The sequence below is a fragment of the Leclercia sp. 29361 genome (assembly GCF_011290365.1).
GTDB lineage: Bacteria > Pseudomonadota > Gammaproteobacteria > Enterobacterales > Enterobacteriaceae > Enterobacter > Enterobacter tamurae.
The window spans coordinates 2,737,780-2,756,969 of the sequence record NZ_CP049786.1; the positions used below are offsets into that span (position 1 = coordinate 2,737,780).

General features: G+C 56.8%; 15 protein-coding genes and 2 tRNA genes. 7 read left to right on the top strand and 10 right to left on the bottom strand.

The window, feature by feature from the left end; genetic code table 11:
- Positions 1-8: 8 nt before the first annotated feature.
- The 3 genes from galU to rssA form a co-directional block, all read right to left on the bottom strand.
- Positions 9-917: a UTP--glucose-1-phosphate uridylyltransferase GalU gene (gene galU, locus G7090_RS13045; RefSeq protein ID WP_106993188.1), complete on the bottom strand. Its 909-nt coding sequence runs from the start codon at positions 915-917 to the stop codon at positions 9-11.
- A gap of 201 nt (positions 918-1,118) precedes the next feature.
- Positions 1,119-2,132 (bottom strand): two-component system response regulator RssB, encoded by a 1,014-nt coding sequence (rssB, locus tag G7090_RS13050; RefSeq protein WP_166182706.1) that lies wholly within the window; start codon positions 2,130-2,132, stop codon positions 1,119-1,121.
- Between the two features lie 92 nt (positions 2,133-2,224).
- Positions 2,225-3,127: a patatin-like phospholipase RssA gene (gene rssA, locus G7090_RS13055; protein ID WP_166182707.1), complete on the bottom strand. Its 903-nt coding sequence runs from the start codon at positions 3,125-3,127 to the stop codon at positions 2,225-2,227.
- Between the two features lie 118 nt (positions 3,128-3,245).
- On the opposite strand from rssA, the gene G7090_RS13060 reads away from it, so the two are divergent.
- From G7090_RS13060 to G7090_RS13075, 4 genes are all read left to right on the top strand, one after another.
- On the top strand, positions 3,246-3,704 hold the full coding sequence (locus tag G7090_RS13060; RefSeq protein ID WP_166182708.1) for a YchJ family protein: 459 nt from the start codon (positions 3,246-3,248) through the stop codon (positions 3,702-3,704).
- A gap of 46 nt (positions 3,705-3,750) precedes the next feature.
- A complete protein-coding gene (gene purU, locus G7090_RS13065; RefSeq protein ID WP_032611289.1) occupies positions 3,751-4,593 on the top strand; it encodes a formyltetrahydrofolate deformylase in 843 nt (280 codons plus the stop codon).
- Positions 4,594-4,749: 156 nt separating this feature from the next.
- Positions 4,750-4,834: transfer RNA gene (locus tag G7090_RS13070), tRNA-Tyr, on the top strand.
- A gap of 35 nt (positions 4,835-4,869) precedes the next feature.
- Positions 4,870-4,954, top strand: a tRNA-Tyr gene (locus G7090_RS13075).
- A 143-nt stretch (positions 4,955-5,097) separates the two neighbouring features.
- On the opposite strand, the gene G7090_RS13080 is transcribed toward G7090_RS13075, so the two are convergent.
- A complete protein-coding gene (locus G7090_RS13080; RefSeq protein ID WP_166182709.1) occupies positions 5,098-5,541 on the bottom strand; it encodes an Lrp/AsnC family transcriptional regulator in 444 nt (147 codons plus the stop codon).
- A 107-nt stretch (positions 5,542-5,648) separates the two neighbouring features.
- On the opposite strand from G7090_RS13080, the gene G7090_RS13085 reads away from it, so the two are divergent.
- Positions 5,649-6,545: a DMT family transporter gene (locus G7090_RS13085; protein ID WP_166182710.1), complete on the top strand. Its 897-nt coding sequence runs from the start codon at positions 5,649-5,651 to the stop codon at positions 6,543-6,545.
- On the opposite strand, the gene narI is transcribed toward G7090_RS13085, so the two are convergent.
- The 5 genes from narI to G7090_RS13110 form a co-directional block, all read right to left on the bottom strand.
- A complete protein-coding gene (gene narI, locus G7090_RS13090; RefSeq protein ID WP_106993195.1) occupies positions 6,542-7,219 on the bottom strand; it encodes a respiratory nitrate reductase subunit gamma in 678 nt (225 codons plus the stop codon). The genes G7090_RS13085 and narI overlap by 4 nt on opposite strands.
- Positions 7,219-7,929: a nitrate reductase molybdenum cofactor assembly chaperone gene (gene narJ, locus G7090_RS13095; RefSeq protein WP_166182711.1), complete on the bottom strand. Its 711-nt coding sequence runs from the start codon at positions 7,927-7,929 to the stop codon at positions 7,219-7,221. The genes narI and narJ overlap by 1 nt, the downstream gene beginning before the upstream one ends.
- A complete protein-coding gene (gene narH, locus G7090_RS13100; protein WP_106993197.1) occupies positions 7,926-9,461 on the bottom strand; it encodes a nitrate reductase subunit beta in 1,536 nt (511 codons plus the stop codon). Before narH ends, narJ begins: the two co-directional genes overlap by 4 nt.
- The gene (locus tag G7090_RS13105; RefSeq protein WP_106993198.1) at positions 9,458-13,201 is read right to left on the bottom strand and encodes a nitrate reductase subunit alpha; all 3,744 of its coding nucleotides are present in this window, start codon (positions 13,199-13,201) and stop codon (positions 9,458-9,460) included. Before G7090_RS13105 ends, narH begins: the two co-directional genes overlap by 4 nt.
- A gap of 382 nt (positions 13,202-13,583) precedes the next feature.
- Positions 13,584-14,978, bottom strand: coding sequence for a NarK family nitrate/nitrite MFS transporter (locus tag G7090_RS13110; protein WP_166182712.1), 1,395 nt, complete (start codon positions 14,976-14,978; stop codon positions 13,584-13,586).
- Positions 14,979-15,287: 309 nt separating this feature from the next.
- Between G7090_RS13110 and narX the strand changes: the two genes are divergently transcribed.
- Positions 15,288-17,084: a nitrate/nitrite two-component system sensor histidine kinase NarX gene (gene narX, locus G7090_RS13115; protein WP_166182713.1), complete on the top strand. Its 1,797-nt coding sequence runs from the start codon at positions 15,288-15,290 to the stop codon at positions 17,082-17,084.
- Positions 17,077-17,727 carry a two-component system response regulator NarL gene (gene narL, locus G7090_RS13120; RefSeq protein ID WP_039030700.1) on the top strand — a complete coding sequence of 217 codons (651 nt, stop codon included), beginning with the start codon at positions 17,077-17,079 and terminating at the stop codon, positions 17,725-17,727. The genes narX and narL overlap by 8 nt, the downstream gene beginning before the upstream one ends.
- Positions 17,728-17,729: 2 nt before the next feature.
- On the opposite strand, the gene G7090_RS13125 is transcribed toward narL, so the two are convergent.
- Entirely contained in the window at positions 17,730-19,133 is a 1,404-nt protein-coding gene (locus tag G7090_RS13125) for a YchO/YchP family invasin (protein WP_166182714.1), read from the bottom strand.
- Positions 19,134-19,190: the final 57 nt, after the last annotated feature.

The following is a 19,190-nucleotide window of genomic DNA, read 5'->3' on the forward strand; positions in this document are numbered from 1 at the left end:
GCGTCTGGTTAGTTTTTAATGCCCAGCGTCTCTTTCAGCCAGCCTTTAAATTCTTCACCCAGGGTCTGGTGGCGAACACCATATTCAACGAAGGCCTGCATGTAACCGAGTTTATTACCGCAGTCGTGGCTCTTACCTTTCATATGGTAGGCTTCAACGGTCTCTTTCTCGATCAGCATGTCGATGCCATCGGTCAGCTGGATTTCATCCCCGGCGCCTGGAGGCGTTTTCGCCAGCAGCGGCCAAATCTCTGCACTCAGGACATAACGCCCTACCACAGCCAGATTAGACGGCGCTACGTCGGCTTTTGGCTTCTCAACCACGCCCACCATTGGCACGCTGTCGCCCGGGTTCATTTCAACGCCTTTGCAGTCGACAACACCGTAAGCGGTCACGTCTTCAACCGGTTCAACCATGATCTGGCTACTGCCCGTTTCGTCGAAACGTTTAATCATTTCTGCCAGGTTATCCTGAGACAGATCGGATTCAAACTCGTCGAGAATAACGTCCGGCAAAATAACCGCCACTGGCTCGTTACCCACAACCGGATGAGCACACAGCACTGCGTGACCCAGACCTTTAGCCAGCCCCTGACGGACCTGCATAATAGTCACGTGCGGCGGGCAAATAGACTGCACTTCCTGTAAAAGCTGACGCTTAACGCGTTTTTCCAGCATGGCTTCAAGTTCAAAACTGGTATCGAAATGGTTTTCGATAGAGTTTTTGGATGAATGTGTTACCAGCACAATTTCAGTAATGCCGGCGGCAATACATTCGTTGACCACATACTGGATTAATGGCTTATCAACGAGTGGCAGCATCTCTTTTGGAATTGCCTTCGTTGCTGGCAGCATCCTGGTTCCCAACCCGGCAACCGGGATAACGGCCTTTGTCACTTTCGAATTTACGGCAGCCATTGAAACTCTCCTGAACTGTTCATGTTTTGAACTTTAGTCTGCATTAATAACGCGTTCAGTATATCAGCCAGAGGATGAGGTCCGGGTCTGAAAAGGACGCGCTACCGCTTAATTAGGATAAATACGAATGAAAACTTGTCCCGATAGTAGCATTGCCGGTGAAACGACGGTAAAGCTATCTACCGTTTAAATTCCAACTGATTATTCCGTGGACAACATTAAGCGCAACCGCCCTCCCGTACCCCAAATTTGGCATTGCCATGAAGTACAGCGGTGGCTTATTTGATTAAGATAGGTGTTGCCTAACGTTCCTAACGGAACGCCGTTGCTGACCTGAATATGATGTTCGCCAGTATTAAGCGTGGCATTAAGTCCGGCCGAGACCAGAATCAAATTTTTCAGGCCGCTATGGTAATAACCAACCAGTAACGGGAATTGCCCGGGCAAACTTGCCTGACGCAGCAGCTGGTTTACCTGTTTAAGTAAACTCCCTAACTCTGGCAACCGTTGTCCCTGATGCGAGAGTTGTTCCTGAAGTAAACCATTGAACAGGGCGCGTAATAATAACGCCGCCAGCACGCCATTATCTCCCGCCCGGGTAACGTCCAGACAATAAAACGCCAGATCGTTATCGGATAACGGAGCGATATCAAGCACCAGGCCATGTTGATCGGCCGCCATCAACTGACGGTAATTCACTTTGCATCCGGAGATGTTTTGTTGCACGGGCGGCTGCAGTTCCTGTAGAAGCTTTGCCGCCGCAGTAGGGTTATTAACCAGCGCATCCCAGTCCTGAAAAAGTCGCTCTTCCTCTTCTACCCGCGAATTAAACATATTGGGATAGAGGCATGCGAGGACGGTTTCACGCAGGCGATTAAGATCTTTCACCGGCTTGAGCAGGACATCCTGCACGCCCAGACGCAACGCCTTCGCGATGTCAGCCATATTCTCGGTCGCAGAAATGACGAGGATAGGGATCTGATCCCCTGCGTTACGTAAATGCTCCACCAGCTTCAGACCGTTCATCCGCGGCATGGCGATATCACAAATCATCAGATCGGGCTTTAGTCCCGCCATTTTTTCAAGGGCGTCGACACCATCCCCTGCGAGTGCTGTTGTTGCTCCCAGTGATGAAAGCCACGAATCCAGTAGTGAGCGGATAACAGGCTCGTCTTCAACTATAAGAATTTGTTTCCCGGCTAATGGCTGTGTCATGGTCTCTCCCGGCGCTGACAATAGATCAATAGTGGCATGCTATCGGTACTATCGCCTGTCAGATTTTGCTGAAGTAATCAAAAAAAGCGTGCTCAGGCAGAAGCCCGCACCAAAGGTAATAATTCATCCATTTTCTTTTCGACTGCCTGCGCGCCAGCGGTGATTGCCGCCTCTGCGCGATGGAAATCGAGCGTTGAAATTTGTGGACAAAAAGGTTGAATCAATATATCCGGCGGGTCACCCGCCATTCGATTGCGTTTCAGGCGATTTTCCAGCACCTGAATCGAGGTGGTCATAATTTCCATAGCGGTCGGCGCAGCGACCCGTTTACGCGTCGCCACACGACTCAGACGTCCGCGCAGCTTTTCATGCCAGGCGAGATCGTCAAGTGCGCCGTCATCCGTTTGGGTATTCACCGGCATGAGGTCCTGCTGCATCAGATGCGCATCATGCTGGAGATCGACCGCAATCACGATATCAGCCCCCATCGCGCGGGTCAGAGAAATGGGCACAGGATTGACAACACCGCCGTCCACCAGCCAGTAGCCGTTATGCGGAACCGGCGCCATCAGGCCCGGCATACTGCAGGAAGCACGTACGGCAAGATGGATATCGCCTTCGGTGAACCAGATTTCCCGGCCGGTGCTGAGGTTAGTCGCGACCGCACCGAAAGGCATCTGGCAGCTGGAGAATTCGGTCAGAGGCATTACCTGGCGAAAACGGTTGAAGACGCGCTCACCGCGTAACAACCCGCCACGTTGCCAGGAGAGATCCATCAGGCGCAGGACGTCCCAGTAGCTAAATGATCGTACCCAGGTTTCCAGCTCGGGAAGTTTGCCACACGAATAGGCGGCCCCCACCAGAGAACCTATTGAACAGCCTGCGACGATATCTATTTCGATACCTAAACGTTGTAAGGCATTGATCACACCAATATGCGACCAGCCCCGGGCTGCTCCCGAGCCCAACGCCAGTCCGATTTTAACTTTTCTCATTAGCCCTGTTTAACGTCCCCTGGATTCCTGGCATAGCGTCATTGCAACCGCTCGGTTAACATAGTGCCACCCTGGCGTTATGCGCCATTTATTCATTTATTGTTTCAGGAAGAGAATCGTGTCTCAACTCTGTCCCTGCGGTAGCGCTCACGAGTATAGCCTATGTTGCCAGCGATATCTTACTGGTGAACAGGTTGCACCGGACCCGGCCTCACTTATGCGGTCCCGTTATACCGCTTTTGTGATGCGGGACGCAGACTACCTGGTTAAGACCTGGCACCCGTCATGTCATGCTGCTGATTTTCGTCAGGAGATCGAATCCGGTTTTGCGAACACGCAATGGTCCGGGCTGACTCAGTATGAAACGGCGTCAGGCAAAGACGAGAACGAGGGGTTCGTCAGTTTTGTTGCCCGCTTTACCGAGCACGGGAAAGCCGGTGCCATCATCGAACGCTCGCGTTTCTTAAAGGAGGGCGGACGGTGGTACTATATTGACGGTACGCGTCCGCAGTTCGGTCGTAATGACCCCTGCCCCTGTGGTTCAGGTAAAAAATTTAAAAAGTGTTGCGGGCAATAAGGCCTGACGATACCGTTTCAGCAAACACGCAAAGGATTTTCCGGCAATGCAATCAACACAACGCAAAGTGCTGCGCACCATTTGTCCCGACCAGAAAGGGCTGATCGCCCGTATTACCAACATTTGCTATAAGCATGAACTGAACATCGTGCAGAACAACGAGTTTGTTGATCACCGTACCGGCCGCTTCTTTATGCGTACCGAGCTGGAAGGGATTTTCAACGACGCGACGCTGCTGGCCGATCTGGACGGCGCGCTGCCGGAAGGTTCCGTGCGCGAGCTGACGCCCGCCGGTCGTCGCCGGGTAGTTATCCTCGTCACCAAAGAGGCGCACTGCCTGGGCGATCTGCTGATGAAAGCTAACTACGGCGGTCTGGATGTGGAGATCGCCGCGGTCATCGGCAATCATGAAACGCTGCGCACTCTGGTCGAGCGCTTTGATATTCCGTTTGAGCTGGTGAGCCATGAAGGCCACACCCGCGAAGAGCATGACAATTTAATGGCCCAGGCCATCGAAGCGCACAACCCGGATTACGTGGTGCTGGCGAAATACATGCGCGTATTGACGCCATCCTTCGTTGCGCGGTTCCCGAATAAGATCATCAATATTCACCACTCGTTCCTGCCAGCCTTTATCGGCGCGCGTCCTTATCACCAGGCGTACGAGCGCGGGGTTAAGATCATCGGCGCAACGGCGCACTACGTGAATGATAATCTGGATGAAGGCCCAATTATCATGCAGGACGTGATTCATGTTGATCACACCTACACGGCGGAAGATATGATGCGTGCAGGACGCGACGTCGAAAAAAATGTCTTAAGCCGGGCGCTGTATCAGGTGCTGGCGCAGCGCGTGTTTGTCTACGGTAACAGAACGATTATTCTTTAATCCTTTATAAAATGAATCGATTAGCTTTGCGTCTTTATGCGTAAAAATCAGGCAAACGATTCAATTTAGCAAAGGAAGTCTTTACAGGGGCGCGTCATTTGATATGATGCGCCCCGCTCCCCACAAGGAAGCAGGCCAGTAAAAGCATTACCCCGTGGTGGGGTTCCCGAGCGGCCAAAGGGAGCAGACTGTAAATCTGCCGTCATCGACTTCGAAGGTTCGAATCCTTCCCCCACCACCATCTTCAAGCTTTACCTCAAAATCTGAATTACCCCTGGTGGGGTTCCCGAGCGGCCAAAGGGAGCAGACTGTAAATCTGCCGTCATCGACTTCGAAGGTTCGAATCCTTCCCCCACCACCATCACTTCTCTTAAAAAACAATTCAAAATAAATACTTATTCTTCGGATCCCGCGCACCTGTTCTCCCCGGTGGCGCTGCGCTTACCGGGGCTACAAAACCAAATCGTAGGCCGGGTAAGGTGCAGCCGCCACCCGGCAAAATCCCTACAACGGTGGCAATCGACGCGTCACCGGTGAACTCTTCACAATCGACGTATTGCACTGGGCATGCTCTGCCAGCCCATCCAGTAGCGTATCCAGTTGCTCTATCGAGCGCACCACCAGCCTGATAACAAAACAGTCCTCACCGGTTACTTTGTCGCTTTCAATGCACTCCGGCATCGCCTGGATATATTTATCCACCTTATGCAATAACCCCGGCAGCGGGCGCACGCGTACCAGCGCCTGCAGGGTATAGCCTAACGCCGCCAGATTCACCCGGGCGCCATACCCCTGAACCACGCCCCGCTCTTCCAGCCTTTTTAACCGCTCTGCGGTGCTGGGTGATGTCAGCCCCACCCGGCCGCTCAGCACCTTCAGCGACATACGCGCATCCTCCACCAGACAGGCCAGGATCCGGCGGTCGATCTCATCGATAAGGTAATCCATAGCATTCACCTAATTTATAAAAGCAACTAACGTCTTTTACCTTAGATCAGCCCTGTTAAACCGGACACTTTTTTTCAACAATAAGGGCATTAATCAGGAGGTGTGCAATGCGTGAAATCCAACAGGGCGTCTGGCAAATGAGCCTGGCGATGCTGATATCCGGTTCCATTGGAGCCTTTGTTTTGCTCTCCGGTTTGCCGGTAACAGAGGTGGTGTTCTGGCGCTGTCTGATCGGCGCGATTGCGCTGTTTCTCTTTATTCGTTTCAGTAAACAGCCTTTCAGCCCCTTAACCAAAGTCACGCTGGGCCTCGCCGTTCTTGGCGGCGTCGCGCTGGTTGTGAACTGGCTGCTGCTGTTCGCCGCTTTTGAGCGTATCTCTATCGGCCTGTCGACGGTGGTCTATAACACTCAGCCCTTTATGCTGGTGCTGATGGGGATATTGCTGGGTGAACGGGTAAGCCTGGTGAAATGGGGCTGGCTGTTCCTCGCCTTTGGCGGCGTGGTGATTCTGCTCTCCAGCGAACTGACGGGCGGGCATGAGGCGGGATGGCTGGCGGGTATCGGCCTCGCGCTGGGTGCGGCTTTCTTCTATGCCCTCACCGCTATCATCACCCGCAAATTAAAGACCATTGCACCGCAGCATATCGCCTTTATTCAGGTTCTGACCGGCGTGGTGATGCTCCTGCCGCTGGCGCATATGCCCGCTTTAACTGCCGATTTCCCGTGGGGGATTTTATTGACGCTGGGCATTGTCCACACCGGGATCATGTATCAGCTGCTCTACAGCGCCATCCAGAAGCTCCCTACCCCCATCATCGGCTCGCTGTCGTTTATCTACCCGGTGGTGGCGCTGATTGTCGATAATCTGGTGTTTGGCCACTCGCTGAATCTCACCCAACTGGCCGGCGGAGCCTTGATTCTGTTGGCTGCGGCGGGCAACAACCTCGGCTGGGGCGAAAAAAAACCCCGCCAGAGCGGGGTTTCGATTAAAACAGCGGATTAGCGACGAGCTCGCACAATCTGATACCGGCGCGTCAGGTACTCCACCGGCGCGCTCCAGATATGCACCAGACGGGAGAACGGGAACAGCAGGAACAGGGTCATACCCAGCACCAGGTGCACGCGGAAGACAAAAGCCACGCCGTCGAGATGCTCAGACGCCCCGCCGTGGAAGGTCACCACCGACTGTGCCCAACCCACCAGCTTCAGCATTTCGCTGCCGTCCATGTGTTGTGCAGAGAACGGAATAGTCAGCAGACCCAGCGCACACTGCACCATTAGCAGGGAGAGGATCAGAATGTCCGCCCCGGTAGTGGTGGCCCGCACGCGAGGGCTGAACAGACGACGTTTCAGCAGCATCAGGCCGCCCACCAGGGTCATCACGCCGCAGGCGCCCCCGGCAATCATCGCCATCTTCTGCTTCACGTCCATCGGCAGGAAGGATTCATACATCCAGTGCGGGGTCAGCATCCCGAGGAAGTGACCGGCAAAGATACCCAGAATCCCGATGTGGAACAGGTTCGAGGCCATGTTCATCCCTTTGCGATCCAGCATCTGGCTGGAGGCGGCGCGCCAGGTGTACTGACCGTAGTCATAACGCAGCCAGCTACCAATCAGAAAGACCGAACCCGCAATGTACGGATAGATATCGAAGAAGAACATATTCAGGAAGTGCATTATTGCTGTCCTCCGGTAGAGATATTCAAATATTGCGGGGCAACGGCACCGGCAAAACGACGCTGGTGAGCAGAGATTTCCGACTCGCCGCAGCTCTGGTCAGCAAAGAACTTCACCTGCTCCTCTTCCCAGACCGCATCCAGCGCCTGGGGGGTGTCATCCCGGGCTTCATCCGCGATTTTCTCCGCCACTTTTTCACTGTCTACCGAAGCGTTGGCCAGCTTCACCAGCAGATCGAACAGCACCGCATAGCGGCTTTCACGCTGTTGCAGACGTGCGCCCAGCAACGCCAGGATCGGCGCGATATCCTGCAAACCGCCCAGCGCCTCTTCTTTCGGCAGCTGCGCCAGATATTCCAGATACAGCGGGAGGTGATCCGGCAGCTCGCGGCTGTCGAGATGCAAACCGTGCTGCTCATACTGGGCCATCAGATCGACCATCGCCTGACCGCGATCGCGGGATTCACCGTGAACGTGTTCAAACAGCAGCAGCGAGGTGGCGCGGCCGCGATCAAACAGCTGGCTGTAGTCAGACTGGGCATCCAGAAGATCGCGCGCCAGCAGGTCGCGGAGGAAAACGCCCAGTGTCTGGGCATCCTCTTTATCCAGGTTTTCCGATGACGCGAGTGCATCAAAGAGTTCCTGTTGATGCTGCGCAAGGGCAGCATCCGGGTACTCGAGCAGACGCGAAACAATGACGAGTTCAATCATTGGTGCGGCTCCGTTTTGCTGGTCACATCCATCGCATCGATGCGGCGGCTGTTGAACAGGTTGAATTTATTGTCTGAACCGTGGCAACCGTCGCCGAAGGTAAAGCCACACCCGCTTTTCTCCGGGAAAGCTTCACGGGCCAGCTCACGGTGGCTGCTTGGCACCACGAAGCGATCTTCGTAGTTAGCAATCGCCAGGTAGCGGTACATCTCCTGGGCCTGCGCTTCGCTTAAGCCCACCTCTTCCAGCGCGCGAGTATCGATGACGCCGTCAACGGTCTCCGCACGTTTGAAGTGGCGCATCGCCAGCATACGTTTCAGGGCCAGCAGTACCGGCTGGGTGTCACCCGCAGTCAGCAGGTTCGCCAGATACTGCACCGGGATGCGCAGGCTTTCGACATCCGGCAGGATACCGTTGCTGCCCAGTTCGCCCGCGTCCGCCGCAGACTGAATCGGCGACAGCGGTGGCACGTACCAGACCATCGGCAATGTGCGGTATTCCGGATGCAGCGGCAGGGCCAGCTTCCAGTCCATCGCCATTTTGTAGACCGGCGACTGCTGCGCTGCGTCGATCACGCTCTGCGGAATGCCGTCGGCCAGCGCCTGAGCGATTACCTTCGGATCGTTTGGATCGAGGAACACGTCCAGCTGACGCTGATAGAGATCTTTCTCATGCTCGGTGCTTGCCGCGTTCTCAATCGCATCTGCGTCATACAGCAGCACGCCGAGGTAGCGGATACGGCCTACGCAGCTCTCGGAGCAGACGGTTGGCATCCCGGCTTCGATACGCGGGTAGCAGAAGATGCACTTCTCGGACTTACCGCTCTTCCAGTTGAAGTAGATCTTTTTGTACGGGCAGCCGGTGATGCACATACGCCAGCCGCGGCACTTGTCCTGGTCGATCAGCACGATGCCGTCTTCTTCACGCTTGTAGATGGCACCGCTCGGGCAGGTGGCGACACAGGCCGGGTTCAGGCAGTGTTCGCACAGGCGCGGCAGATACATCATGAAGGTGTTTTCGAACTGGCCGTACATCGCCTTCTGCATGTTCTCGAAGTTCTGGTCTTTGGCGCGTTTTTCAAACTCGCCGCCCAGAATCTCTTCCCAGTTTGGCCCGCTGGTGATTTTGTCCATGCGCTGACCGGTGATCAGCGAGCGTGGACGGGCGATCGGTTGGTGTTTACCTTCCGGCGCGTTGTGCAGGTTCTGGTAGTCAAAATCAAACGGCTCGTAGTAATCGTCGATGCCCGGCAGATGCGGGTTCGCGAAGATTTTACCCAGCAGCAGCGCGCGGTTACCCATGCGCGGCTGCAGTTTGCCGTTGATTTTACGGATCCAGCCGCCCTTCCACTTCTCCTGGTTTTCCCAGTCGGTCGGGAAGCCGGTGCCCGGCTTGCTTTCAACGTTGTTGAACCAGGCGTACTCCATACCTTCCCGGCTGGTCCAGACATTTTTACAGGTGACTGAGCAGGTATGACAGCCGATGCATTTATCCAGATTCAGCACCATGCCGACTTGTGAACGAATTTTCATTTTACGCTCTCCTGTACCTGGTCATTACCTTCGCCGTCTAACCAGTTAATATTCTTCATCTTACGTACCACCACGAACTCATCGCGGTTCGATCCTACGGTGCCGTAGTAGTTAAAGCCGTAGGCCAGCTGCGCATAGCCGCCGATCATGTGGGTCGGCTTCGGCGTAATACGGGTCACGGAGTTGTGAATACCGCCGCGCTGCTCGGTGATTTCTGAACCCGGCAGGTTCACGATACGTTCCTGCGCGTGGTACATCATGGTCATCCCGGCCGGCACACGCTGGCTCACTACCGCACGCGCCGTCAGGGCACCGTTGCTGTTGAACACTTCGATCCAGTCGTTATCTTCGATACCCAGATCTTTGGCGTCCGCTTCGCTCATCCAGACAATCGGGCCACCGCGCGACAGGGTCAGCATCAGCAGGTTGTCGCTGTAGGTGGAGTGGATACCCCACTTCTGGTGCGGCGTCAGGAAGTTCAGCGCCTTCTCCGGGTTACCGTTGGATTTCTTGCCCATAACGGCTTTCACAGAACGGGTGTCGATTGGCGGACGGTACACCAGCAGGCTCTCACCGAAGTCACGCATCCACTGGTGATCCTGATACAGCGACTGACGGCCGGTCAGGGTACGCCATGGGATCAGCTCGTGAACGTTGGTATAACCGGCGTTGTAGGAGACGTGCTCATCTTCCAGACCAGACCAGGTCGGGCTGGAGATGATTTTGCGCGGTTGGGCCTGAATATCGCGGAAGCGGATCTTCTCGTCTTCTTTATTCAGCGCCAGATGGGTATGGTCGCGACCGGTAAATTCACTCAGCGCAGCCCAGGCCTTCACCGACACCTGGCCGTTGGTTTCCGGGGCCAGGGTCAGGATCATCTCTGCCGCATCAATCGCCGTGTTCAGCATTGGCTGGCCTTTGGCCGGGCCGTCCGCTTTGGTGTAGTTGAGCTTACGCAGCAGATCCATTTCGGTCTGGGTGTTCCAGGCGATGCCTTTTCCGCCGTTACCGATTTTCTCCATCAGCGGACCGATAGAGGTAAAGCGCTCGTACGTTGCCGGATAATCACGCTCAACCGGAATGATGTGCGGTGCTGTCACGCCCGGGATCAGGTCGCATTCGCCTTTTTTCCAGTCCTTCACGTCCAGCGGCTGCGCCAGTTCGGCGGCGGAGTCGTGCTGGATTGGCAGCGTGACCACGTCGGTCTCTTTGCCCAGATGGCCCACGCAGACTTCGGAGAATTTCTTCGCGATGTCTTTGTAGATATCCCAGTCGCTCTTCGATTCCCAGGCCGGATCAACGGCGGCAGAGAGCGGATGAATAAACGGATGCATATCCGAGGTATTCATGTCGTCTTTTTCATACCAGGTGGCCGTCGGCAGCACGATGTCGGAGTAGAGGCAGGTGCTGGAGAGACGGAAGTCCAGAGTCACCACCAGATCCAGTTTGCCGTCGAGACCGTTGTCTTTCCACTCCACCTCTTCAGGCATCACGCCGCCCTGCTTGCCGAGATCTTTACCCTGGATACCGTTTTCGGTCCCGAGCAGGTATTTCAGCATGTACTCGTGGCCTTTACCGGACGAGCCCAGCAGGTTGGAGCGCCAGATGAACAGGTTACGCGGGTGGTTTTTACCGTTCTCAGGCTGTTCAGCCGCAAAGCGAATCGAGCCCTCTTTCAGGGATTTGACGGTGTAATCCACCGGGGTCATCCCGGCTTTCTTCGCCTCTTCTGCGATGCGCAGCGGGTTGGTTCCCAGCTGAGGTGCGGACGGCAGCCAGCCCATGCGCTCTGCACGCACGTTGAAATCGATCAGGTGGCCGCTGTAGCGGGATTTATCCGCCATCGGGGAGAGCAGCTCCTGGGCAGTCACCGTCTCGTAGCGCCACTGGCTGGAGTGGTTATAGAAGTAAGAGGTGCTGTTCATGTGACGTGCCGGACGCTGCCAGTCGAGGGCAAACGCCAGCGGCTGCCAGCCGGTCTGCGGACGCAGTTTTTCCTGGCCGACATAGTGCGCCCAGCCGCCGCCGCTCTGACCGACGCAGCCGCAGAAGATCAGCATGTTGATCAGGCCACGATAGTTCATATCGAGGTGATACCAGTGGTTCAGACCGGCACCGACGATGATCATTGACCGACCGTGGGTCTTGTCTGCGTTATCAGCAAATTCACGCGCGGTACGGATGATGTGCGCCCGCGGAACACCGGTGATCTGCTCTGCCCAGGCCGGGGTGTAAGCTTTGACGTCGTCATAGCTGGTAGCGCAGTTTTCATCGTTCAGACCGCGCTCCAGGCCGTAGTTGGCCAGGGTCAGGTCGTAAACGGTGGTCACCAGCGCGGTAGAACCATCGGCCAGCTGCAGGCGTTTCACCGGCAGTTTGTGCATCAGGACGTTCTGGAGTTCAACCTTGTTGAAGTGCTCAGACCCTTCGCCGCCGAAGTACGGGAAGCCGACGTCAGCGATCTCGTCCTGGCTGCCCAGCATGCTCAGACGCAGTTCGGTCTCTTCGCCCGTCGCGCCATTACGCTGCTCGAGGTTCCACTTGCCCTTCTCGCCCCAGCGGAAGCCGATAGAGCCGTTCGGAGCAATCATGTCGCCATTGCTGTTGTAAGCAACGGTTTTCCATTCCGGGTTGTTTTCCTGGCCCAGCGCATCCACCAGGTCAGCGGCACGCAGCATACGGCCTGCGGCGTAGTAACCGTCACGCTCTTCCAGCATCACCAGCATCGGCATGTCGGTATATTTGCGCACGTAGTCGGTGAAGTACTGGCTTGGCTTGTCGAGGTGGAACTCACGCAGCATCACGTGCCCCATCGCCAGCGCCATCGCGGCATCGGTACCCTGCTTCGGTGCCAGCCACAGGTCGCACAGTTTGGCGATTTCGGCGTAGTCCGGGGTTACGGCAACGGTTTTGGTGCCTTTGTAACGCACTTCGGTAAAGAAGTGGGCGTCCGGGGTACGGGTCTGTGGCACGTTAGAGCCCCAGGCGATGATGTAGCTGGAGTTGTACCAGTCAGCGGATTCCGGCACGTCAGTCTGCTCACCCCAGGTCTGCGGAGACGCAGGCGGCAGGTCGCAGTACCAGTCATAGAAGCTCAGGCAGGTTCCGCCAATCAGGGAGAGGTAGCGGGCGCCGGACGCATAGGAGACCATCGACATCGCCGGGATCGGCGAGAAGCCTGCAACACGGTCCGGGCCGTAGGTTTTGACGGTATAGACGTTAGAGGCGGCAATCAGCTCATTCACTTCCTGCCAGGAGGAGCGGACAAAGCCGCCGCGACCGCGGGCCTGCTTGAAGCTTTTCGCTTTGTCGGCGTCTTCGATAATGGATGCCCAGGCATCAACCGGATCGCTGTGCTGCACTTTCGCTTCACGCCACATCTTCATCAGGCGTTTACGCATCAGCGGGTATTTCAGACGGTTGGCGCTGTAGAGATACCATGAGTAGCTGGCGCCACGCGGGCAGCCACGCGGTTCGTGGTTTGGCATATCCGGACGGGTACGCGGGTAGTCCGTCTGCTGCATTTCCCAGGTCACCAGACCGTTTTTCACGAAAATCTTCCAGCTGCATGAGCCGGTGCAGTTTACGCCGTGGGTGGAGCGGACAACTTTGTCATGCTGCCAGCGCTGACGGTAACCGTCTTCCCAGTCCCGGTTGGTCTCCAGAACCTGGCCGTGCCCATCGGCAAAAGTCTCACCCTTCTGTTTGAAGTAGCGAAACCGGTCCAAAAATTTGCTCATCGGGTATCTCCTGTGTGGAGCCTGTGGCTCTCTAAATCGACATTGCTGATTTGCAGCGAAGGTAACGCTATGAAAGATGGTGAGAATTGATAACGATCAAGAGGAACGGGGGATGTTAAGCGCGGCTAATCCGCGACTACCCCTAAAGCGGTACAAAACCCAACATATCAACCTGCTGTTTTATATGGATATTTTGTATTTATCGTACAAAAGCACGCGTGGCAGATACCTGGAGGGGTATTAAGGGGTAGAGCCCCCTGATTAGCGATGGCGATCACAGCGGCTGCGCGGCGGCCGGGGTTATACCCTTAAGTATGTTGTAACTAATATCGGGATAAAAAAAGCGCGGCACCAGGCCGCGCAAACGGATAATCAAACTTACTTATTTTTTATTAGAATTTCGTCCATATACCAGCCAGGTGACAAACACGCAGACGATATAGAAAACAAGGAACACTTTCATGGCACCCGCCGGGGAGCCGGTCAGGTCCAGCGAGATGCCGAATGCTTTAGGGATAAAGAACCCGCCAATGGCACCAATCGCAGAGATGAAGCCCAGCGCGGCAGCAGTGTCGGTAGCCGCTTCACGCATCGCCTGCTGCTCGTCGCCGCCCTGCGCTTTGACGCGGTCCATGGTCAGCTTACGGAAGATCACCGAGATCATCTGGAAGGTCGAGGCGCTACCCAGCCCGGCGGTCAGGAACAGCACCATAAACACCGCGAAGAAGGCGCCAAAGTTGCCGCCCACGCCGTTAACCGGCAGGGTCATAAACAGCAGGCCACAGAAGATCGCCATCAGCACGAAGTTCACCAGCGTCACGCGGGTACCGCCCAGACGGTCGGAGATCATCCCCCCGGTGGAGCGCGCCAGAGCCCCAATGAACGGGCCGAAGAAGGCGTAGTGCAGGATCTGCACGTCCGGGAACTGGGTTTTGGACAGCATCGCAAACCCGGCGGAGAAGCCGATAAAGGAGCCGAAGGTGGCGAGATAGAGCAGCGCCATGATCCACAGATGGGCACGCTTCAGCACCGGGAGCTGTTCGCTCAGGGAGGCTTTCGACGCCGCCAGATCGTTCATGCCGAACCATGCGGCCAGGGTTAATACCACCAGGAACGGCACCCAGATCCACGCCGCGTTCTGCAGGAACAGGTATGAGCCATCAGCCTGCTCAACGCCCGCACCGCCAAAGGCTGCGAAGATAGAAACCGAGATCGCCAGCGGCGCAATCAGCTGCATGACGCTGACGCCCATGTTGCCCAGCCCGCCGTTAATCCCCAGCGCGCCACCCTGCTTCTGTTTCGGGAAGAAGAAGCTGATGTTAGCCATGCTGGAGGCAAAGTTAGCGCCCGCAAAGCCACACAGCAGAGAGATAATCACAAAGACGCTGAACGGCGTAGAGGTATCCTGCACCGCAAAGCCCAGCCACACGCACGGAATAATCATGATCCCGGTACTGAACGCGGTCCAGCGGCGGCCGCCAAACAGCGGCACCATAAAGGCATAAGGCACACGCAGCAACGCACCGGAGAGCGCCGGTAGCGCCGTTAACATAAACAGCTGGTCGGTAGTAAACGTAAAGCCCACTTTTGGCAGGTTAACGGCGACGGCGCTGAACAACATCCAGACGCAGAACGCCAGCAGCAAACAAGGAACGGAAATCCACAGATTACGACTGGCTATGCGTTGACCGCGCTGTTGCCAGAACGCCGGATCTTCCGGACGCCACTCCGTAATGACCGGGCCGGAATCCCTTTCGGGGGTAGTTGCGTGACTCATAGACACCTCTGATTCTTAAAAGATGCTACAAAGATCAGGGTTTTAAGCCGACAGGAAGTTGATATAAATCAAGGGCAAGGCAGGCAAATTCCGGCGGAAAAAGTTGATGTACTCCCTGGTGAGTAGCCCATTCCGCTAAAAAAGGTGTGGTTTTTCACTGGACTGCTACTCCCCGCTTACCCCCTCCCCCCATTCATCAGACAAATGGCAATTAATGGGTAATCCTTTTTAGGTATGGGTATACTCCAGGGTATGGCTGAGAATAGAGCCCTTGCCGAGTTCAGGCATTGTCAGGAGCCAGACTACCCTATGTTTAAACGCTGTTTTTCACCGCTGACGCTGGTTAACCAACTGGTGCTGATTGTCATGCTGTCTACCGCAATCGGGGTGGCGGGAATGGCAATTTCCGGCTGGCTGGTGCAGGGCGTTCAGGGCAGCGCGCACGCCATTAACAAAGCCGGTTCGCTGCGCATGCAGAGCTATCGCCTGCTGGCGGCGATCCCGCTGGAAGCCAAAGATCAGGTCCTCCTTGATGAGATGAATGCCACGGCCTTCAGCCCGGTGCTGCAAAGCGCGGCGCAGCACGATGACCAACAGGCGCAGCTGAAAGCCCTGCAGGATTACTGGCAAAACCAGCTGGCACCGGGCCTGCGGCAGGCACAAAACCCTGACGCGGTCGCCAGTGATATCTCCGCTTTTGTCAGCCGGATCGATAATCTGGTCACCGCCTTCGACAGCAGCACCGAACAGCGCATTGCGCGGGTAGTGGTGATGCAGCGGCTGATGGTGCTGTTTATGGCCCTGCTGCTGGTGTTCACCATTATCTGGCTGCGTGCCCGGCTGTTGCATCCCTGGCGACAGCTGCTGGCGGTGGCCCGGGCGGTTACCCAGCGCGATTTTACCCAACGCGCGCACATTAACGGTCGCAATGAGATGGCGATGCTCGGCGAAGCGCTGAACACCATGTCCGGGGAGCTGGCCGAAAGCTATGCGGTACTGGAGCAGCGGGTGCGGGAAAAAACTGCCGGGCTGGAGCAGAAAAACGAGATCCTCTCCTTCCTCTGGCAGGCCAACCGCCGCCTGCACTCTCAGGTACCGCTGTGCGAGCGGCTCTCGCCGGTGCTTAACGGCCTGCAGAATCTGACCCTGCTGCACGACATTGAGCTGCGGGTGTATGACATGGAAGATGAAGAGAATCACCAGGAATTTACCTGTCAGTCAGATATGAGCTGCGATGAAATCGGCTGCCACCTCTGTCCGCGCAGCCTGCCGCCGCTGACCACCAGCGGCACAACCCTGAAGTGGCGGCTGGCGGATAACCTGACACAGTACGGCATTTTACTGGCTACCCTGCCGGCCGGACGCCACCTTAACCACGATCAGCAGCAGCTGGTGGATACCCTGGTGGAGCAGCTGACCGCCACCCTGGCGCTCGACCGCCACCAGGAAAAACAGCAGCAGCTGATTGTGATGGAAGAGCGCGCCACCATCGCCCGGGAGCTGCACGACTCCATCGCCCAGTCGCTCTCCTGTATGAAGATGCAGGTCAGCTGTCTGCAGATGCAGGACACCGACCTGCCGGAGAGCCACAAACAGCTGTTGAGCCAGATCCGCAATGAGCTGAACACCTCCTGGGTGCAGCTCCGCGAGTTGCTGACCACCTTCCGCCTGCAGCTGACGGAGCCCGGTCTTCGTCCGGCGCTGGAGGCCAGCTGCCAGGAGTTCAGCGCCCGGCTCGGCTTTACCGTCTCGCTGGATTACCAGCTTCCACCGCGGTTTGTCCCCTCTCACCAGGCCATTCATCTGCTGCAGATCGCCCGGGAAGCGTTAAGCAACGCGCTGAAACATTCCGGGGCGACGGCGGTTTCGCTCACCGTCAGTCAACACGACAACCAGGTCAAACTGGTGGTGCGCGACAACGGCCGCGGTTTACCGGCCAACGCCGAAAGAAGTAACCACTACGGTCTGATTATTATGCGCGACCGCGCACAAAGTCTGCGTGGAGATTGTCAGGTCCGTCCAGGCGAGTCTGGCGGAACGGACGTTATTGTCACCTTTATTCCCGAAAAGCCTCTTTTCACTGCCCAAGGAGAACACCATGTCTAATCAGGAGCCAGCCACAATCCTGCTGATCGACGATCATCCGATGCTGCGCACCGGCGTAAAACAACTTATCAGCATGGCCTCGGATATCACCGTCGTGGGCGAAGCCAGCAACGGTGAACAGGGCATTGAACTGGCCGAGGCGCTCGATCCTGATTTGATCCTGCTCGACCTGAATATGCCCGGCATGAACGGCCTTGAAACCCTGGACAAGCTGCGCGAGAAATCGCTCTCCGGCCGGGTGGTGGTGTTCAGCGTCTCCAACCATGAAGAGGACGTGGTCACCGCCCTGAAACGCGGCGCCGATGGCTACCTGCTGAAAGATATGGAACCGGAAGAGCTGTTGAAATCCCTGCAGCAGGCGGCGGCCGGTGACATGGTCCTGAGCGAAGCCCTGACCCCGGTGCTGGCGGCCAGCCTGCGCGCCAACCGCGCTACCTCTGACCGCGACGTCAGCCAGCTGACCCCGCGCGAACGCGATATCCTCAAGCTGATTGCCCAGGGGCTGCCGAACAAGATGATTGCTCGTCGCCTGGACATCACCGAAAGCACGGTTAAAGTGCACGTGAAACATATGCTGAAGAAGATGAAGCTGAAATCTCGCGTGGAAGCCGCGGTGTGGGTCCATCAGGAACGCATTTTCTGAGTCTACTCGTTCGGCAGCAGCGTCCAGCGCGGGTCCTCTTCTGGCAGCGCCAGCAGCGGCTGCGTTAATGCCAGCGTGATCTCATTGGAAGAGACACGCTGCCCGGCTTTATCTTCCACCACCACCGACAGTTTCCAGCGATTGCTCGCCCCCTCGCGGTTATCCCACGCTGGCAGAATAATGCTCCAGCCGTCACTGTCACTGGCCTGCGCCGGTGAGGTCAGACTCAACGCCTGAGTATCCCCCTGCCAGTGCAGCGCTCGCACCCCGTGTCGGCTGCGAATATCCAGCTTCAGTACCACCGTCTCACCCGGGTGCAGATCCCACGGCGGTGTGGCCAGCCATACCGACAGGGTCTTGCGCTGGCGGAACTCCAGCACCGGCAGGCTCTCGCGTTCCGGCGGATCGTAGCGACTGCCCCGCAGGGAGCGACTGTCTATCACTTCGCTGGCGGAGAGCTGTTTTTTCAGCGGTACCCCGAAGCGATAGTTGAGCTTCAGGCCAAGGTTATTCTGGCTCACCCCGCTCTCCCCCTGCTTGTGCGCGGCGGAGAAGGTCACCAGCGGCACCGGGGTATAATCCAACCCCAGATTGACCGCCAGCGGGTTACGATACCCGGTACCGGTATGAAACAGATCGACGTTATCGCCGTAGTATTGTTCAAAGCTGACGCTGGTATTGAGGTGATGCCAGAACGGCAGCCAGGCTTTGGCGGTGACGTCGTACCCGCGCGCCATACGCTGCTCCTCTACCGCCGAGCTGTCACGCCAGCTGGCAAAGGGCTGATAGTAGTTGGCCGACAGGCGCAGGTATTCGCCCCAGGCTTCCGCCCCCAGCCCGGCGCGTTGCAGGTTTTCATCCAGCAGATTGTCGTAAAAGGTGTTGTAACCCAGCAGCCATTTGCCCGCCACCCAGCGCTGGCCGATGCCCGCGTTGCTCACCAGGCCGTCCTCCTGCTGGGTCAGGCCGAGCTGGCTCCAGGTCAGATAGCGATTGTTATCCTGCCAGGGGATAAACCAGCTGCCCTTGCTGCCGGTGAATTGCCCCTCATCATCCACCAGCAGATCGACGCTGGCGTTGCCCCAGGGAGAGAGCCACGATTCGATGTGCTGATTGACCTCCTGACTGACCGCGTCCCGCACCTGGCTCAGGGCAAACTGCCGGGCCTGCTCCTCGGTGGTCAGGCCGTTGTCGGTCATGCTGGCCTCCCCGAAGGCTTTCGCCATCTCCGCCAGATGCTTTTCACCCTCCCCCGTTGGCGTCGCCATGCCTAAGTCCGGCAGGCTGTCGCCGTTATTATCAAAGGGGTTTTGCGCCTGCTGGATAAAGGAATTCGGGGCACTGTGAACGGCTCCGGGAGTACAGAGGAGGAGGAACAGCCAGCGTATGCGGGGAGAAACAACCATCACCGTCGTGAAAGGGAGCCTGTGTTGATGAAAACAGAGTTAACACCTTAGCGCGGT